This is a genomic window from Pseudanabaena sp. UWO310, assembly GCF_006861605.1.
Lineage (GTDB): Bacteria > Cyanobacteriota > Cyanobacteriia > Pseudanabaenales > Pseudanabaenaceae > Pseudanabaena.
On sequence record NZ_SELU01000066.1, the window covers coordinates 19,696 to 32,789 of the forward strand.

16 protein-coding genes and 2 pseudogenes are annotated in these 13,094 nt (G+C 43.0%); 7 read left to right on the forward strand and 11 right to left on the reverse strand.

Annotated features, from left to right (window positions below; translation table 11 throughout):
• Positions 1 to 83: 83 nt before the first annotated feature.
• The gene (locus PseudUWO310_RS18640; RefSeq protein WP_142603934.1) at positions 84 to 812 is read left to right on the forward strand and encodes a Uma2 family endonuclease; all 729 of its coding nucleotides are present in this window, start codon (positions 84 to 86) and stop codon (positions 810 to 812) included.
• Positions 813 to 823: 11 nt separating this feature from the next.
• On the opposite strand, the pseudogene PseudUWO310_RS18645 reads toward PseudUWO310_RS18640, so the two are convergent.
• The 6 genes and pseudogenes from PseudUWO310_RS18645 to PseudUWO310_RS18670 form a co-directional block, all read right to left on the reverse strand.
• A pseudogene (locus PseudUWO310_RS18645) lies at positions 824 to 1,120 on the reverse strand (hypothetical protein); the annotation flags it as partial.
• A 422-nt stretch (positions 1,121 to 1,542) separates the two neighbouring features.
• The gene (locus PseudUWO310_RS18650; RefSeq protein ID WP_223805749.1) at positions 1,543 to 1,764 is read right to left on the reverse strand and encodes an antitoxin; all 222 of its coding nucleotides are present in this window, start codon (positions 1,762 to 1,764) and stop codon (positions 1,543 to 1,545) included.
• A gap of 144 nt (positions 1,765 to 1,908) precedes the next feature.
• The gene (locus tag PseudUWO310_RS18655; protein ID WP_142603937.1) at positions 1,909 to 2,256 is read right to left on the reverse strand and encodes a type II toxin-antitoxin system PemK/MazF family toxin; all 348 of its coding nucleotides are present in this window, start codon (positions 2,254 to 2,256) and stop codon (positions 1,909 to 1,911) included.
• Entirely contained in the window at positions 2,237 to 2,491 is a 255-nt protein-coding gene (locus PseudUWO310_RS18660; protein WP_009627537.1) for a hypothetical protein, read from the reverse strand. The genes PseudUWO310_RS18655 and PseudUWO310_RS18660 overlap by 20 nt, the downstream gene beginning before the upstream one ends.
• Positions 2,492 to 2,605: 114 nt before the next feature.
• Positions 2,606 to 2,713: pseudogene (locus tag PseudUWO310_RS24010) on the reverse strand (type II toxin-antitoxin system VapC family toxin); the annotation flags it as partial.
• Positions 2,714 to 2,730: 17 nt separating this feature from the next.
• The gene (locus PseudUWO310_RS18670) at positions 2,731 to 2,970 is read right to left on the reverse strand and encodes an antitoxin (protein WP_142603939.1); all 240 of its coding nucleotides are present in this window, start codon (positions 2,968 to 2,970) and stop codon (positions 2,731 to 2,733) included.
• Between the two features lie 140 nt (positions 2,971 to 3,110).
• Between PseudUWO310_RS18670 and PseudUWO310_RS18675 the strand changes: the two genes are divergently transcribed.
• On the forward strand, positions 3,111 to 3,677 hold the full coding sequence (locus PseudUWO310_RS18675) for a hypothetical protein (RefSeq protein ID WP_142603944.1): 567 nt from the start codon (positions 3,111 to 3,113) through the stop codon (positions 3,675 to 3,677).
• Positions 3,678 to 4,005: 328 nt separating this feature from the next.
• On the opposite strand, the gene PseudUWO310_RS18680 is transcribed toward PseudUWO310_RS18675, so the two are convergent.
• On the reverse strand, positions 4,006 to 4,563 hold the full coding sequence (locus tag PseudUWO310_RS18680; RefSeq protein ID WP_142603946.1) for a pentapeptide repeat-containing protein: 558 nt from the start codon (positions 4,561 to 4,563) through the stop codon (positions 4,006 to 4,008).
• Positions 4,564 to 5,281: 718 nt separating this feature from the next.
• Between PseudUWO310_RS18680 and PseudUWO310_RS18685 the strand changes: the two genes are divergently transcribed.
• The 3 genes from PseudUWO310_RS18685 (at position 5,282) to PseudUWO310_RS18695 (ending at position 10,065) form a co-directional block, all read left to right on the forward strand.
• A complete protein-coding gene (locus PseudUWO310_RS18685) occupies positions 5,282 to 7,996 on the forward strand; it encodes a valine--tRNA ligase (RefSeq protein ID WP_142603948.1) in 2,715 nt (904 codons plus the stop codon).
• Positions 7,997 to 8,182: 186 nt separating this feature from the next.
• Positions 8,183 to 8,380: a hypothetical protein gene (locus PseudUWO310_RS18690; protein WP_142603950.1), complete on the forward strand. Its 198-nt coding sequence runs from the start codon at positions 8,183 to 8,185 to the stop codon at positions 8,378 to 8,380.
• Positions 8,381 to 8,388: 8 nt separating this feature from the next.
• Positions 8,389 to 10,065: a CocE/NonD family hydrolase gene (locus PseudUWO310_RS18695; protein WP_142603952.1), complete on the forward strand. Its 1,677-nt coding sequence runs from the start codon at positions 8,389 to 8,391 to the stop codon at positions 10,063 to 10,065.
• Between the two features lie 283 nt (positions 10,066 to 10,348).
• Here the strand turns inward: PseudUWO310_RS18695 and PseudUWO310_RS18700 are convergent, their stop codons facing one another.
• The 4 genes from PseudUWO310_RS18700 to PseudUWO310_RS18715 all read right to left on the reverse strand — a co-directional run bounded on the left by PseudUWO310_RS18700 (position 10,349) and on the right by PseudUWO310_RS18715 (position 12,256).
• Positions 10,349 to 10,729, reverse strand: a complete 381-nt coding sequence (locus tag PseudUWO310_RS18700) for a glutamyl-tRNA amidotransferase (RefSeq protein ID WP_142603954.1) — start codon at positions 10,727 to 10,729, stop codon at positions 10,349 to 10,351.
• A 168-nt stretch (positions 10,730 to 10,897) separates the two neighbouring features.
• Entirely contained in the window at positions 10,898 to 11,506 is a 609-nt protein-coding gene (locus PseudUWO310_RS18705; RefSeq protein ID WP_142603956.1) for a hypothetical protein, read from the reverse strand.
• 126 nt (positions 11,507 to 11,632) lie between these two features.
• A complete protein-coding gene (locus PseudUWO310_RS18710; protein WP_142603958.1) occupies positions 11,633 to 12,037 on the reverse strand; it encodes a hypothetical protein in 405 nt (134 codons plus the stop codon).
• A gap of 3 nt (positions 12,038 to 12,040) precedes the next feature.
• Positions 12,041 to 12,256 carry a hypothetical protein gene (locus tag PseudUWO310_RS18715; RefSeq protein ID WP_142603960.1) on the reverse strand — a complete coding sequence of 72 codons (216 nt, stop codon included), beginning with the start codon at positions 12,254 to 12,256 and terminating at the stop codon, positions 12,041 to 12,043.
• On the opposite strand from PseudUWO310_RS18715, the gene PseudUWO310_RS18720 reads away from it, so the two are divergent.
• Positions 12,250 to 12,501, forward strand: a complete 252-nt coding sequence (locus tag PseudUWO310_RS18720) for a hypothetical protein (RefSeq protein ID WP_142603962.1) — start codon at positions 12,250 to 12,252, stop codon at positions 12,499 to 12,501. The two genes, PseudUWO310_RS18715 and PseudUWO310_RS18720, sit on opposite strands and share 7 nt — an antisense overlap.
• Positions 12,502 to 12,519: 18 nt before the next feature.
• Positions 12,520 to 12,966, forward strand: a complete 447-nt coding sequence (locus tag PseudUWO310_RS18725) for a DUF29 domain-containing protein (RefSeq protein WP_142603964.1) — start codon at positions 12,520 to 12,522, stop codon at positions 12,964 to 12,966.
• Positions 12,967 to 13,094: the final 128 nt, after the last annotated feature.

Sequence of the window (13,094 nt, forward strand, 5' to 3'; positions counted from 1 at the left end):
TGTGAGGGTAGCGGCGCTTTGCGCCACCACTCTGATCTTGTATAGTAAAATCCAAATAGCTAGGATACTTCTGGGATTAGCCGATGCTACAGATAGATCGCCAATATCTACCCACCAGCGATGAATTACCCGATTCTGACGATACGCCTGTGGATAACGAAGACCAAAACTTTTTACCTAACTTACTATTATTTCTGTTGGAATATATTTGGAAAAATCGCGATGATTGGTACTTTGGTGTCGATATGGGTATCTATCACACCACTGGCGTAAGTCCTAGAGTTCCTGTAATTCCTGATGGATTTTTGAGCTTGGGAGTGGAACGGCGCAAAAATGGTGGATCCCGTAGCAGCTATGTGATGTGGGAAGAGGAATATACCGCACCAATTTTGACCTTAGAAGTGGTATCCCATACCTATGGCGATGAATATGGCAAGAAATTAGAGATTTATCGCCAATTAGGTATCAAATATTATGTAATTTACAATCCTCAATTCTGGCGGCGCGATGGACATTTGCCTTTTGAGGTTTATAAATTAGTTGATGACGATTACCAATTACAGATTGGTGAACCTCTATGGATGCCAGAGATCAGCTTAGGGATTGGACGTTGTGTCTTGCCAAGCGATCGCTTCGGGCGTGAAGTTTTAAGCTGGTTTGATCAAAAAGGCGATCGCTATCTCACCCCTGAGGAACAGGCTGAGATAGAGCGTCAAACGGCAAATACTGAGAGGCAACGGGCTGATGCTGCCCAGAAACAGGTGGAATTGTTAACGGCAAAGTTGCGATCGCTTGGTATTTCTGAAGAGTAGAAGATCACTTACCAAAGTGGATCTTTACCTGTTCCGCCAAAGTTGGCAGGTTTACGAAAATCTGGTAAGCCGTCAATGGAGAGAGAAACAGACATTCCTTTATGATCTCTGATTGCGACGTTGACAAACTCCCCTCGAATTTCGCATTCTGACTCTGCCAATAAGTACCCTTGCTTGTCGAGATAGCCTACTGGCATTTGCTCAACATTTATATCAATACTAGGTCTAACTCCCAGCAGCCTAGCACTCCGACCTATTTTCGGCTTGTCGTTATGCTCTGCCATGCCACGATAGTAAAGTTTAGCCATCGTTCAATATTAATAGGTAGCATTAAACGAAGCTTAATACTACCTATTATTTGCCTTTGTCAATGTATACGTGCTAGAGTTTCTAAATCTATACAAATTAAGCATAGAGATTGCTCTGCAAAGCAACTTCTACGCTGTTCGTTGATTTTTTGTAGATAACTAGTCTTAAACTTGATTTTGACTAGTAGCTTAAATAATTAGAGGAAGAATTTATGAAGATTCTTTGTGCAATTACAGTGCTTGGCATTGTCTTGGCAGTTCTGCGCGGACAAATAAATGCGAACGACGCGTTTATTTTGGTTCTTTTAGTAGTAGGTACGTTTGCACTGTAACTACAGTGATAAACGAGATAAAGCAAGTAGGTGTTACCAGCATCCGCTTGCTTTTTTATTTAATTTAGTTAACGTATACGCAATATGTATCTATTGATCTAGTACGATACGTGTTTGTTTGTCATCTTCTAATGTAACTTCAATCGCAATAAATGTCAAGCCCTCATCAACATTGGGCAAATCTTCATCCTCCAGCGTTGCCAATAACTTCAATAAAGATCTTTTCTTAAATGGCTCAATAATCAGTCTCTCCCCATCTCTACGAATAACTACATCGTTACTAGACATTTCAAATGCATGAGGAATATTCAAAGTTTGATAGCGTCCATACAACTTCTCGCTCGATTATATAAAGAATATGGTTTTCCGTTGTGGCTAATGCTAAAATCCACGTCTTAGAGCCAATATATTGTGTCATGAGAAAATTTGCAGAGCGATCGCCAAATCTGCCAAAATTCAGGCTTTATACCCAAGCGTAAACAAAACGATACTTTCTAGATCAGCGATCAACCCTGAGTCTAACTGTCCTAATCTTTTAATCAATCGAGTTTTATCAAGTACTCGAAGTTGATGGCAGAGTGCAACTGAATCTTGACTTAAGCCACCTTGATCACTAGAGATTAACAAACAAGTTGGCAGAGCCGCCCGCCGCAAGTTAGTTGTGAGGGGAATTGTGATGATAGTGCTGGTGAATTTAGAGATTGTGTTTTCTTGAAAAATGATAATTGGACGAGTGCCAGCTTGCTCTGAGCCTTGAGTTGGATCGAGAGTCGCTAACCAGATTTCACCACGGTCTACTTTCATTTTTGTCCTCACTGCTCAAAAGTTCCGCATACTCAGAAATCCCTACTTCAGCCAGTTCTCGATCTTCCTGCGCGAACTCTTGATAGAGATTAGCAAACTGACTAATATCAGCTGTCGGTTGACTACATCTCGTTTGAAACTTGATAAAAGCAATAAAATCTGCAACTTGCTTTAGTTGTTGATCATTAAATTGGTCTAACTCTTGCTTAAGGTATTCCTTAGTGATTACTGTCATTGCTAAACACCTCGCTCCTATCATAACTTCTCGCTCGATTATAAAAGAATCTGGTTTTCCGTTGCGGCTAATGCCAAAATCCACGTCTTAGAGCCACCTAAAAAATCAGAATTTTTAAATCAACCAATTCTCAACCACCAAATTTGGCACATGGAAAAATTCACGTATATTTGCTGTCACAACCGTTAAATTGAGCGCCAAACCATGCGCTGCAATCAGCAAATAGAGATAAGTCATAGCTAAAACTGAATATTATCAAGTGGAACTAGTCCTTCATCAACATTGGGAAAATCTTCATCAATATCCTCCAGCGTTGCCAATAACTCCAATAAAGATCTTTTCTTAAATGGCTCAATAATTAGTCTTTCACCATCTCTACGAATAACCACATCATTACTAGGCATTTCCAATGCATGAGGAATATTCAAAGTTTGATTGCGTCCATTGTGAAACAACCGAACTTGATATTGAGTAACCATAATTTTCACCTCGCAGTAAAAGTTCGTTTTTAGTTTGGCTCGGAGATCGCAATACCAGCTCTGGCTCGATTATAAAAGAATCTGGTTTTCCGTTGTGGCTAATGCTAAAATCCATCTCTTAGAGCCAATATATTTGTGTCATGAGAAAATTTGCAGCGCGATCGCTAATTACCCTTGCAGCTATAACCACCACGATGTTAGCTGTGGCTACAGCAGTGCGATCGCAAACCAACCAAGGCACAAGCATTGAAATTTCGCGCCCCATAGTCCAACCTGAGAAACCCGAAATTAGCTCCAGCAAAAAGGCTAGTTTTGTGAAAATGTTTGAAGATATTGCGATCGCCCCCAACTTTTCACCTAAGACAATCGAATTGCGCGGCATTAGTGGCGGTGGGGTCGAAACTCAGAAAACCTCAAAGCGAAAAACAACTGAAACGGGGGAATGTATCGGATTTATTGACTCAACCCCAGATCATAAAATTACACTGACAAAAGCATTTCGCTATCTTAAGCTGCAAGTTAAAAGCTCTGGCGATACGATTATGCTCGTGCGCGGGCCAGGGGGAATCTGGTGTAGTGACGATGCCAGCGATCGCAATCCAGAAATTAGTGGTGACTGGCTCGAAGGAACCTATGAGGTGTGGATTGGCTCCTACGAAGAAAACACCTCTTTTCCTTATTTACTCCAACTTACCGAGCAGCCTTAACCACACGTCAGTTCGGGTGAAGCTGGCAAATTTTAAAAGCCCAAAAGTAAAAGCCTTGCTACGCAAGGCTTTTACTTTTGGGCTTTGAGAAAGGGTTTGCTACGCAAACCCTTTCTCAAAGCCAGTTTCAAATTATCCCGAACTCACGTTAACCACCACATCAAAAAAGAGGTAGAGATAGTCGGCGCTTTTTTGTGCCGACTATCTCTATATAGCTGCCGCCAGTTTTGTGAGGACAAAATCAAAACCCCAAAGAGAGTTGCCGCGCTCCGCGCGGCAACTCTCTTTGGGGTTTTATGTCCTGATACAGTTGGCGGCAGCTATAGAATTAAATTGGACAGCCTAAAGTTTGGCGGCTGTCATTTTTAGTAAATGGATGTGTACCGCTAGCAACCGTACAAAGATATAAACGCATTCGCTCGTCTAAATTACGCACCCCCGTAAAATCAGTATCAGCACAGGTTCGCAAATTTTTCAGCATCGCCCCGCGCAAATTTGTGCCCCGAAGATTTGCTCCCTTCAAGATGGCTCCCGTAAAATCCGCCTCAATTAAATTCGCCCCACTAAAATTAGCAACACTGAGATTAGAACGCACAAATCGGCTATTTGAGGAGTTTGACCAAGTTAAATTTGCCCAGCTCAAGTCTGCATCGGCAAAATTAGCACCTCTCAACATTGCCCCCCTCAGATTTGTTTCAATTAAATTTGCTCCAGTTAAATTAGCATCAATTAAATTGGCGCTACTCAAGTCAGCCTTGTTCAAAGTAGCTCCCCTTAGATCAATACCAATTAGACTGACACTACGCAATAGACCATTACTAATGTCTACATTGGAAAAGTTACGATGTCCCTGTCTATACAAGTCTAACAGTTGCGCGACTTCCAAAGTGATTACTCCTACCAATAGTACCGTATTACCAACATCTCATGAAATTTATAGAGTTGAGGATTGGAGCATTAGTTTAACGCATCTTAAGCATATAGTAATCCTAAATCATTTGTAGATTTTTGGCTTTGTGGAATTGCCCCCCTTCTAAGTGCGCTCCCACAAAGCACCTGAGATCGATATATACCCTATCCTAAAATCCAGTTCACTTCTTATTAAATGTTATTAAAAATCTGACCGTTTAACAAGCATATCCCTCCATTTGTAAACCTATTATTGTAAACACTAAAACCATAGAATAAAACCATAGAATGTCCCTAAAAGCCAAATTTAACAAGTTTTTTGCCAAGACTCTGAAATGATTGTTATCGCCACATAACGCATTAATTCTTGTTTATAGCGATCGCCGTTCTTATGTATCACCATTCCCGATTAAGACACAAAGATTAAGCGAATAATTAGTGGTGCTTTGCACCACCCCTCATCTTTTGGGTCGTGATTTGTGCTCAAAAACTTATTGCCAAAACCCGTAAAGTCGCGCCCCTACGGGACGCAGCTTTACGGGTTTTGGGTTGTAATTAATTATGCCTAACTACTCAATGTACTCATCAATATACTCATCAATGTACTCAAATAACGAACTAATCGGGAGAAACACTATAAAATATAAGCTGAAGATCAACATCAACTAAGTTTCCCAATTTTTAAGTAACCTGCTATGAGTACGACCGAACTTCCAAAACAATATAATCCTCTCGAATCTGAAGCTAAGTGGCAAAAATATTGGGAGGAAAGTGGCGTATTTGTGGCAGCTAGTCAAAGCGATAAAGAACCCTACTGCATTATGATTCCGCCGCCCAACGTTACGGGCAGCTTGCACATGGGACATGCTTTTCAAGAAGTGCTCATCGATATTCTCATTCGCTACCATCGGATGCGCGGGTTTAATACCCTCTGGCTACCTGGAACCGATCACGCCAGTATTGCCGTACAAACTATTCTCGACAAACAAATCAAGGCAGAAGGAAAAACCAATCAAGAAATTGGTCGCGAAAAATTTCTCGAACGGGCTTGGGAATGGAAAGCTCAATCGGGAGGTACGATTGTATCGCAACTGCGCCGCCTAGGAGTATCCGCTGACTGGACTCGCGAACGTTTCACCATGGATGAAGGATTGTCCCACGCCGTTATAGAATCCTTTGTCAAACTCTACGAAGCAGGCTTAATTTATCGCGGTGAATACCTCGTCAACTGGTGTCCTGCTTCCCAATCCGCCGTTTCTGACCTCGAAGTCGATAACAAAGAAGTCAACGGACATCTCTGGCATTTCCGCTATCCTTTAGCTGATGGTTCGGGGCATCTGGTGGTGGCGACTACCCGTCCTGAGACCATGTTAGGTGATACTGCTGTTGCCGTAAATCCTGAGGACGATCGCTATAAATCTCTGATTGGAAAAACGATCATGTTACCGATCGTGAATCGGGAGATTCCCATTATTGCCGATGCCTATGTCGATCGCGAATTCGGAAGTGGCTGCGTTAAAATCACCCCTGCCCACGATCCTAACGACTTTGAAATGGGCAAGCGCCACGATCTCCCCCTCGTTAATATTCTCAATAAGGATGGCTCCATCAATGAAAATGGTGGGGAATTTCAAGGACAAGATCGGTTTGTAGCAAGGAAGAACATCGTCGCCAAACTGGATGGGTTGGGATTGGTAGAAAAAATCGAAGACTATACCCATACCGTTCCCCATTCCGAACGCGGCAAAGTACCCGTGGAGCCATTGCTGTCCATTCAATGGTTCGTCAAGATTAAGCCCTTAGCGGATTTTGCCCTCGAACAATTCGATCGGCAGAACTCGCCTACATTCGTGCCCGATCGCTGGGGCAAAGTATATCGCGATTGGTTGGTTCGTCTTAAGGATTGGTGCATTTCTCGCCAATTATGGTGGGGACATCAGATTCCTGCTTGGTATGCTCCCGACGGCACAATTTTTGTTGCCCGTAACGAAGCCGAAGCCTGTGCCCAAGCCAAAGAAAAATTTGGCGCAGATATCACCTTAGAGCAGGATCCCGATGTACTGGATACTTGGTTTTCTTCAGGCTTATGGCCATTCTCCACTTTGGGCTGGCCAGAACAGACGCAGGACTTCCAAACTTTCTACCCCACTAGCGTGCTGGTAACGGGGTTTGACATTATCTTCTTCTGGGTAGCGCGGATGACGATGATGGCGGGATATTTTACGGGAAAAATGCCTTTCCACACGGTCTACATTCACGGACTAGTGCGCGATGAGAATAACCAGAAGATGTCTAAGACCAAGAATAATGGCATCGATCCTTTGATTCTGATCGACAAATATGGTGTCGATGCCCTGCGCTATTCTCTGGTTAAAGAGGTCACTGGCGCAGGTCAAGATATTCGTCTTGATTACAATCGCAAAACCGATGAATCCACCACGGTAGAAACCGCCCGAAACTTCGCCAACAAGCTCTGGAATGCCTCGCGATTTGTGATGATGAATCTTAGCGGCTTGAATACCGCTGAAGGTATACAAGAGAATTTAGAACTAGCCGATCGCTGGATTTTATCGCGTTATCACCAAACCGTATTACAAGTACGCGAGCAGTTAGATGCCTATAGCATGGGAGAAGCGACTAGAAGCCTGTATGAATTCTTCTGGGGTGATTTTTGTGATTGGTACATCGAGTTAGTCAAGTCCCGTTTGCAGGAAGATGCCGATCCGACTTCTCGCGCGACGGTGCAGCAAACCCTTGCTTTTGTATTAGACGGAATCCTGCGCTTACTACATCCATTTATGCCCCATGTTACGGAGGAGATTTGGCAGCTACTCACCTATGGTACGAGCGAGCCCTCCAGCGATCGCCCCGTTTTGGCAATTCAGCTCTATCCTGAAGTTGATACTGCACCGATCGATGCAGAGCTAGAGGAGCAGTTCCAGTTATTAATCGGCACGATCCGTACCATTCGCAATCTCCGTGCTGAAGCGGAGATTAAACCCAGTGTCAAGGTTAAGGTCATCTTACAATCCGATAGCGATCGCGAAAGGGCTTTGCTGGAAGCAGGCAAAAGCTACATTTTCGATCTAGCCAAGGTGGAAGATTTAGCGATCGTTGCCTCCGTTGATGCCTCCGCCACCGAAGAAGCGATCGCGGGCGTGGTGGGAACCGTACAGGCGATCGTTTCCCTTGTCGGCGTAGTCGATATCGGGCAATTGGTCGCCAAGCTAGAACGTGCGCTCAAAAAGCTAGAAAATGCGATCGCCTCCAGTCAAGGACGGTTGAATAACGAAGGCTATATCAAAAAAGCGCCCCCTGAAGTTGTCGCCACAGCCCGCGCCGAACTAGAAGAATCATTAAAACAGCAGGAGATTCTCAAGGCTCGGTTAGAACAACTACAAAGCAAATAGAGTAATACCAATTCCCAAAATGGCTATGCCATTTTGAACTTTGAAAACCCTTACTGGGTTTGTTTTTTAATTCACAAAAGCTATAAAACCCAAAAAGATGAGTGGCGGCGCAAAGCGCCGCCACTCATCTTTTTTTGAGTTAAAATGACTGTCAAGAAAGCCTAAGCAAATTTACAAAAACTCGATATGCCCAATTCAGAAGCCATCAAAGAAAAATTCAAAGAAAGATTTGTTGCGATCGCTAGCAAACGCGAACTATTAGTACAGTTGTCGCTTAATGATAATTTAGGTAGCTTGAGCATTGATGTGATCCAAGCTTTAGAGGAATTAGACGATCTGCTCATTGAAATTCGGAAAGTATTTCCCGACTGGCAACAAGACTAGGATATACCATGCCCCCGAAACTAACTGCTTTCCATTCACAAGTTAACGTGCAGCGGCAGGTCAAAATCCCCATGCGCGATCGCCTTCATTTGACGGCTGATATTTATCGCCCCAAGAATGTCGATATACCTTTACCCGTCCTATTGATGCGCCTGCCCTACGGTCGCGCGATCGCTTCCACCTGCACCTACGCCCATCCCAGTTGGTATGCCAGCCAAGGCTATATCGTGGTCATTCAGGATGTCAGAGGTTGCGGCACTTCTGAAGGCGAGTTCTATCCATTACGAAATGAGTACGAAGATGGATTTGACACGGTGGAATGGTGTGCGAATCAATTAGAAGGCAGTAATGGCAAAGTGGGGATGTATGGTTTTTCCTACCAAGGCGTAACCCAATTTCAAGCTGCGGTAATGCAACCGCAAGGATTGGTAACGATCTGTCCGAGCATGGCAACCGCTGACTTGTATCATGGTTGGTTCTATTTTGGGGGTGCGGTCTGCTTGGATTTTGATTTAGGCTGGGCTTTGCAATTAGCCCAAAATCGCGCTTGGTACTTAAAAAAGGAACCCCAAGCATCCCTACTTTTTGCGGCTCAAAAGCAAATGGCAAAGTGGTTAGAGAGCGCTCCCCTAAACTCGATAGAACTATTTAAAAATCAAGAATTTGGCGATTTTGGCTCCTTCTTTTTTGATTGGATCGGCAATCAACAGGCTGACGATCCCTATTGGCAAAAGCTCAATCCGCTCAGTTACTTCGATCGCTTTGATTTACCCGCCTTACATATCGGAGGATGGGCGGATATTTTTATCGAAGCAACGATTAACACCTATCATCACGCCCAAAAGGTCACCCGAAAGCCCCAGCATTTAGTAGTTGCGCCTTGGCAACATTTGCCTTGGTTGCCCAAGGTAGGGGAAATTGATTTTGGTGAAGCGGCCGTTTCCCAAATCGATCGCTTGCAGATAGATTGGTTCGATTTCTGGCTCAAGGGACTTGAGAACGGTATTAGCGATCGCGCTCCCGTGCAGCTTTTTCTAATGGGAAAAAACCATTGGCTCGATCTGCCAGAATTCCCCAAGGATTCCCATACTAAGAACTTCTATCTTTCTTGCCAAAAACAACTAAGTCAATCGCCAACTCGCAATCAGCAATTACCAGATATTTACGTCTACGATCCACGCAATCCAAACCCTTCAACCCCCTATGGTTTTTACAACCAATGTCACTTGCATCAGCGTTGGGATGTGTTGGTTTATCAAAGTGAAATCCTAGAGGAAGATTTAGCGATCGCTGGCATTCCCGAATTTATCCTTTATGCTGCTACTTCCGCTCCAGACACCGACTGGGTAGTAAAGTTGTTAGATATTTATCCCGATGGGAAGCAAATGCTGGTATCAATGGGTGTATTGCGAGCGAAGTTCCGCAAGGATTGGACTAAGCCTGAGTGGGTCGAGCCTGACACAGTCCATGAATATCGCATTCAGCTACGTCCAACCTGTCAGAATTTCGCCCTAGGACATCGAATTGGCATCGCGATCGCTAGTTCGGCTTTTCCGATCATCGAACGACATTCTAATACCCAAAAGATTCCATCTTCAGCCACAGTTAGCGATTTCGTCGAAGCAACGCAACAAATTTTTTACGGTTCCGACTATCCTTCTCATCTAAAACTTCCGATCAAATAAACAATCCCCAAAAGATAAGTGGCGGCGCGAAGCGCCGCCACTTATCTTTTGGGGATTTATAGCTACCGTCAACTGGATCAGGACATAATACCAATTCTCAAAAGTGTGGCTACACTTTTAGGAATTAAAAACCAAACCCAGTAAGGGTTTTCAAATCACAAAATGGCTACGCCATTTTGTGATTTGGTATAAAATCCCAAATAGTGTTGCCGCGCTCCGCGCGGCAACACTATTTGGGGTTTTATGTTGTCCTAACAAGACTGGCGGCAACTATGTGTTTGTATCAAACATTACTATGTTTGATATAAGCTCTCCATCCACCATATTCTGTAATTTCCTTCTGCCCTTCACATAGGAAGGGTTCCCCTAAAACCCCTAAAACTTCTTGTCCGTCAGACAAAAGAATTTTACCAATAGATAAACCCGCTGGCTCCGACAATAGGATTTCCCCCAAGGCGACGGGAGAAATTGACCAAATTTCTAAAGCGATCGCCTGTCCCTTTTCCTGCACCCTGAGCATGGCAGGATGGCGATCGGCGATCGACCAAAGCCTATATATAGGCGCAGTAATATCTTCTCTAACAAATGTAGCCCCGACCTTCAGTAAGTTGGCGTTTAGCTCTAACCCACGCATTAAAGTCCCGTTAACCGCAAAATCAATCATCGTGCTTCCTTTATGTTCATCACTATGCTCGTCAAGCTGCTCAATTCTACATTAGCGCTAATTCTTAAAATCGCAGCAACTGATACCGTGAACGCCCCATCATGCATTTCACCAAAGAGCGACCGCCTTATTTCAAGATTACTAAGCTAAAAGTAGTTGAGAGCATTTTTAAATTGTTGTGGTGGAAACAAAACTTAAGAGAACACCAAGAATCTTGCCAATGTCTGTGATGTAGTAGTCCGTAAGATCGATCTCTACAATTTGCTCAGTTATTTGCAGAAATTTCCAGATTTCCCCAGTGGTGACGATGCCATAAACGGTATCAATATCATTGTTTTCTAGTTCATTGAACAATTGAGCCGCGACCATTTCCGCAATACATTGCCCAAGTCCTGATTTAATATCCTCGTTTTTGGCTTCAACGATCGCAACTACTGGGGCGCTAATCCTGAGTTGTTGTTTGGATAAGCTGATTAGATAATCGCAATAACCTGTAAGTCCTTGTTCGGGACTAACGCTAAATTCTGTGCCAGAAAATAGACTAATCGGTATTGGAGAACGCCGTCTTAGCTCTAACAGTGTGGGGGCAATCAAAAATTCCGATCGCCCTTTTTCGGTGTTAATAGCAAGGGCAAGGGGGATATTTTCGGCGAGGATCTTTTTAATGTCGTCACTAGGAGCGATCGATGTGACATGGGCAAACAGATCAATTTTTTCTTCAATTTGCAAATGAAAGTCTTTTTCGACTTGTCTTAGCGTGAAGTTACTATATGCCATTGGATTCTCGTTTTTATTGCTTACTTCACAAGTATATGTTTTCAGATTATGCGATCGCCCCTTCATTCAAATCACTAACCAGCGATCGCCTATTCACCAAAAATAAAAACAATGCGATCGCCAGATTTACGATTTTGGATTAATTTCAAACTCTGACTTGGAACGGTAGAAGCAAACATCAAATTCAAGAAAAAAATTGGTTTGACCAAGAATCAATGGAGCATTTGGGTTATTTGTCCAAGCAAACACTAATTTGATTGGCTCAAATCCTCCAATCTGAGAGATTACAGAAAATGGTATTGCTTGTTGATTACCAAGATTACCTGTTAATTGAATTATAGCCTTGCGCTCATCCCATACGCTCCCTAATTGCAATCCCATCTCATAGGGCAAGACGTTAATCGTAGCGCCACTATCGACTAAGCCAACCGTTTCAACTATGCGATCGCCTTGCTGTAATGTCAGTGGAATTCTTGGAAGACTATCAAATTCGTTTTGATTTGGGCTACTGGTGGAGTACTTGAATCTCATAAGTTATTGATGAGTTGTGTCTGTTTGTTTGAGAGCTTCCATTAAAATTGCACCAGCACCAAACATATCGTAAGGGGTCGGCAGGTCATAGGTTTTAAATGGTTCAATTGGCACAATATCTTCAGCAATATCTAAGTCTTCTACAAGAACACGAATTAGTTTGAGCTTTTCGATCGCAGTAAGTCGTCGTGCTGCTGGAATTACTTCGGCTAATGTCATGGTATTGTCTCCATAATCTGAGATCTTGTGCTTCTAGCTTACTCGATCAAATGCGATCGCCCCATCCATCTAATTATCAAACAGCGATTGCCTATTCACAAAAAATTAAAATAAAGCGATCGCCCCATCATTCATTTCACAAAACAGCGATCTCCTATTCCCAAAAAATTAAAATAAAGCGATCGCTTCAATCAAATAATTCAGGTATACAATCACAAGAAGAGTTATATCAATTCGTAGCCTAAACTAATACGGTGAGTATCATGACATCAACAGTACTTTATGAATCTGATTTTTATAATTGGACAGTTGAACAGGTCAAGCGTTTACGCTTAGGTAAGTTGGATGATTTAGATTTAGAGAATTTAGCGGAAGAGATAGAATCTTTGGGTAATCAGAAGAGGTCTGAATTGGAGAACCGTTTTGGGGTTTTATTGGGACATTTGCTCAAGTGGGATTTACAACCCAATTTACGTGGCAAGAGTTGGCGATCAACAATCAGAGAGCAACGCCGTGAGATTAAAAAGTTAATCAAAAAAAATCCTAGCTTGAAATCTTACCTAGATGAAGCGATCGCCGATGGCTATGAGTCCGCTTTGGATTTGGTAGTAAGAGAAACACCTCTAGATTATAAAGATTTGCCAAAAGATTGCTCTTATTCGATCACCCAAATTTTTGATGATAATTTCCCTGTTGGCATAGAGATTTAAGCGAGACTGTCAAGCATTTTGTGTAAAGTCTAGAAGCTAGATGTGGAGACGATCCTCAAAGAGGATAGCAAATCGATTAAGGGCGGGTTTCCAATCGCGAATGGGCATTGTCCATTTCTTAGAAATAT

Excerpts from the sequence above, each read along its gene's own strand:
- PseudUWO310_RS18700 (WP_142603954.1), bottom strand. The coding sequence starts at position 10,729 with ATGATTGATTTTGCGGTTAACGGGACTTTAATGCGTGGGTTAGAGCTA.
- PseudUWO310_RS18710 (WP_142603958.1), bottom strand. The coding sequence starts at position 12,037 with ATGAGATTCAAGTACTCCACCAGTAGCCCAAATCAAAACGAATTTGAT.
- PseudUWO310_RS18720 (WP_142603962.1), top strand. The coding sequence starts at position 12,250 with ATGTCATGGTATTGTCTCCATAATCTGAGATCTTGTGCTTCTAGCTTA.
- PseudUWO310_RS18725 (WP_142603964.1), top strand. The coding sequence starts at position 12,520 with ATGACATCAACAGTACTTTATGAATCTGATTTTTATAATTGGACAGTT.
- PseudUWO310_RS18715 (WP_142603960.1), bottom strand. The coding sequence starts at position 12,256 with ATGACATTAGCCGAAGTAATTCCAGCAGCACGACGACTTACTGCGATC.
- PseudUWO310_RS18670 (WP_142603939.1), bottom strand. The coding sequence starts at position 2,970 with ATGGTTACTCAATATCAAGTTCGGTTGTTTCACAATGGACGCAATCAA.
- PseudUWO310_RS18695 (WP_142603952.1), top strand. The coding sequence starts at position 8,389 with ATGCCCCCGAAACTAACTGCTTTCCATTCACAAGTTAACGTGCAGCGG.
- PseudUWO310_RS18685 (WP_142603948.1), top strand. The coding sequence starts at position 5,282 with ATGAGTACGACCGAACTTCCAAAACAATATAATCCTCTCGAATCTGAA.
- PseudUWO310_RS18655 (WP_142603937.1), bottom strand. The coding sequence starts at position 2,256 with ATGAAAGTAGACCGTGGTGAAATCTGGTTAGCGACTCTCGATCCAACT.
- PseudUWO310_RS18690 (WP_142603950.1), top strand. The coding sequence starts at position 8,183 with ATGCCCAATTCAGAAGCCATCAAAGAAAAATTCAAAGAAAGATTTGTT.
- PseudUWO310_RS18660 (WP_009627537.1), bottom strand. The coding sequence starts at position 2,491 with ATGACAGTAATCACTAAGGAATACCTTAAGCAAGAGTTAGACCAATTT.
- PseudUWO310_RS18640 (WP_142603934.1), top strand. The coding sequence starts at position 84 with ATGCTACAGATAGATCGCCAATATCTACCCACCAGCGATGAATTACCC.
- PseudUWO310_RS18675 (WP_142603944.1), top strand. The coding sequence starts at position 3,111 with ATGAGAAAATTTGCAGCGCGATCGCTAATTACCCTTGCAGCTATAACC.
- PseudUWO310_RS18705 (WP_142603956.1), bottom strand. The coding sequence starts at position 11,506 with ATGGCATATAGTAACTTCACGCTAAGACAAGTCGAAAAAGACTTTCAT.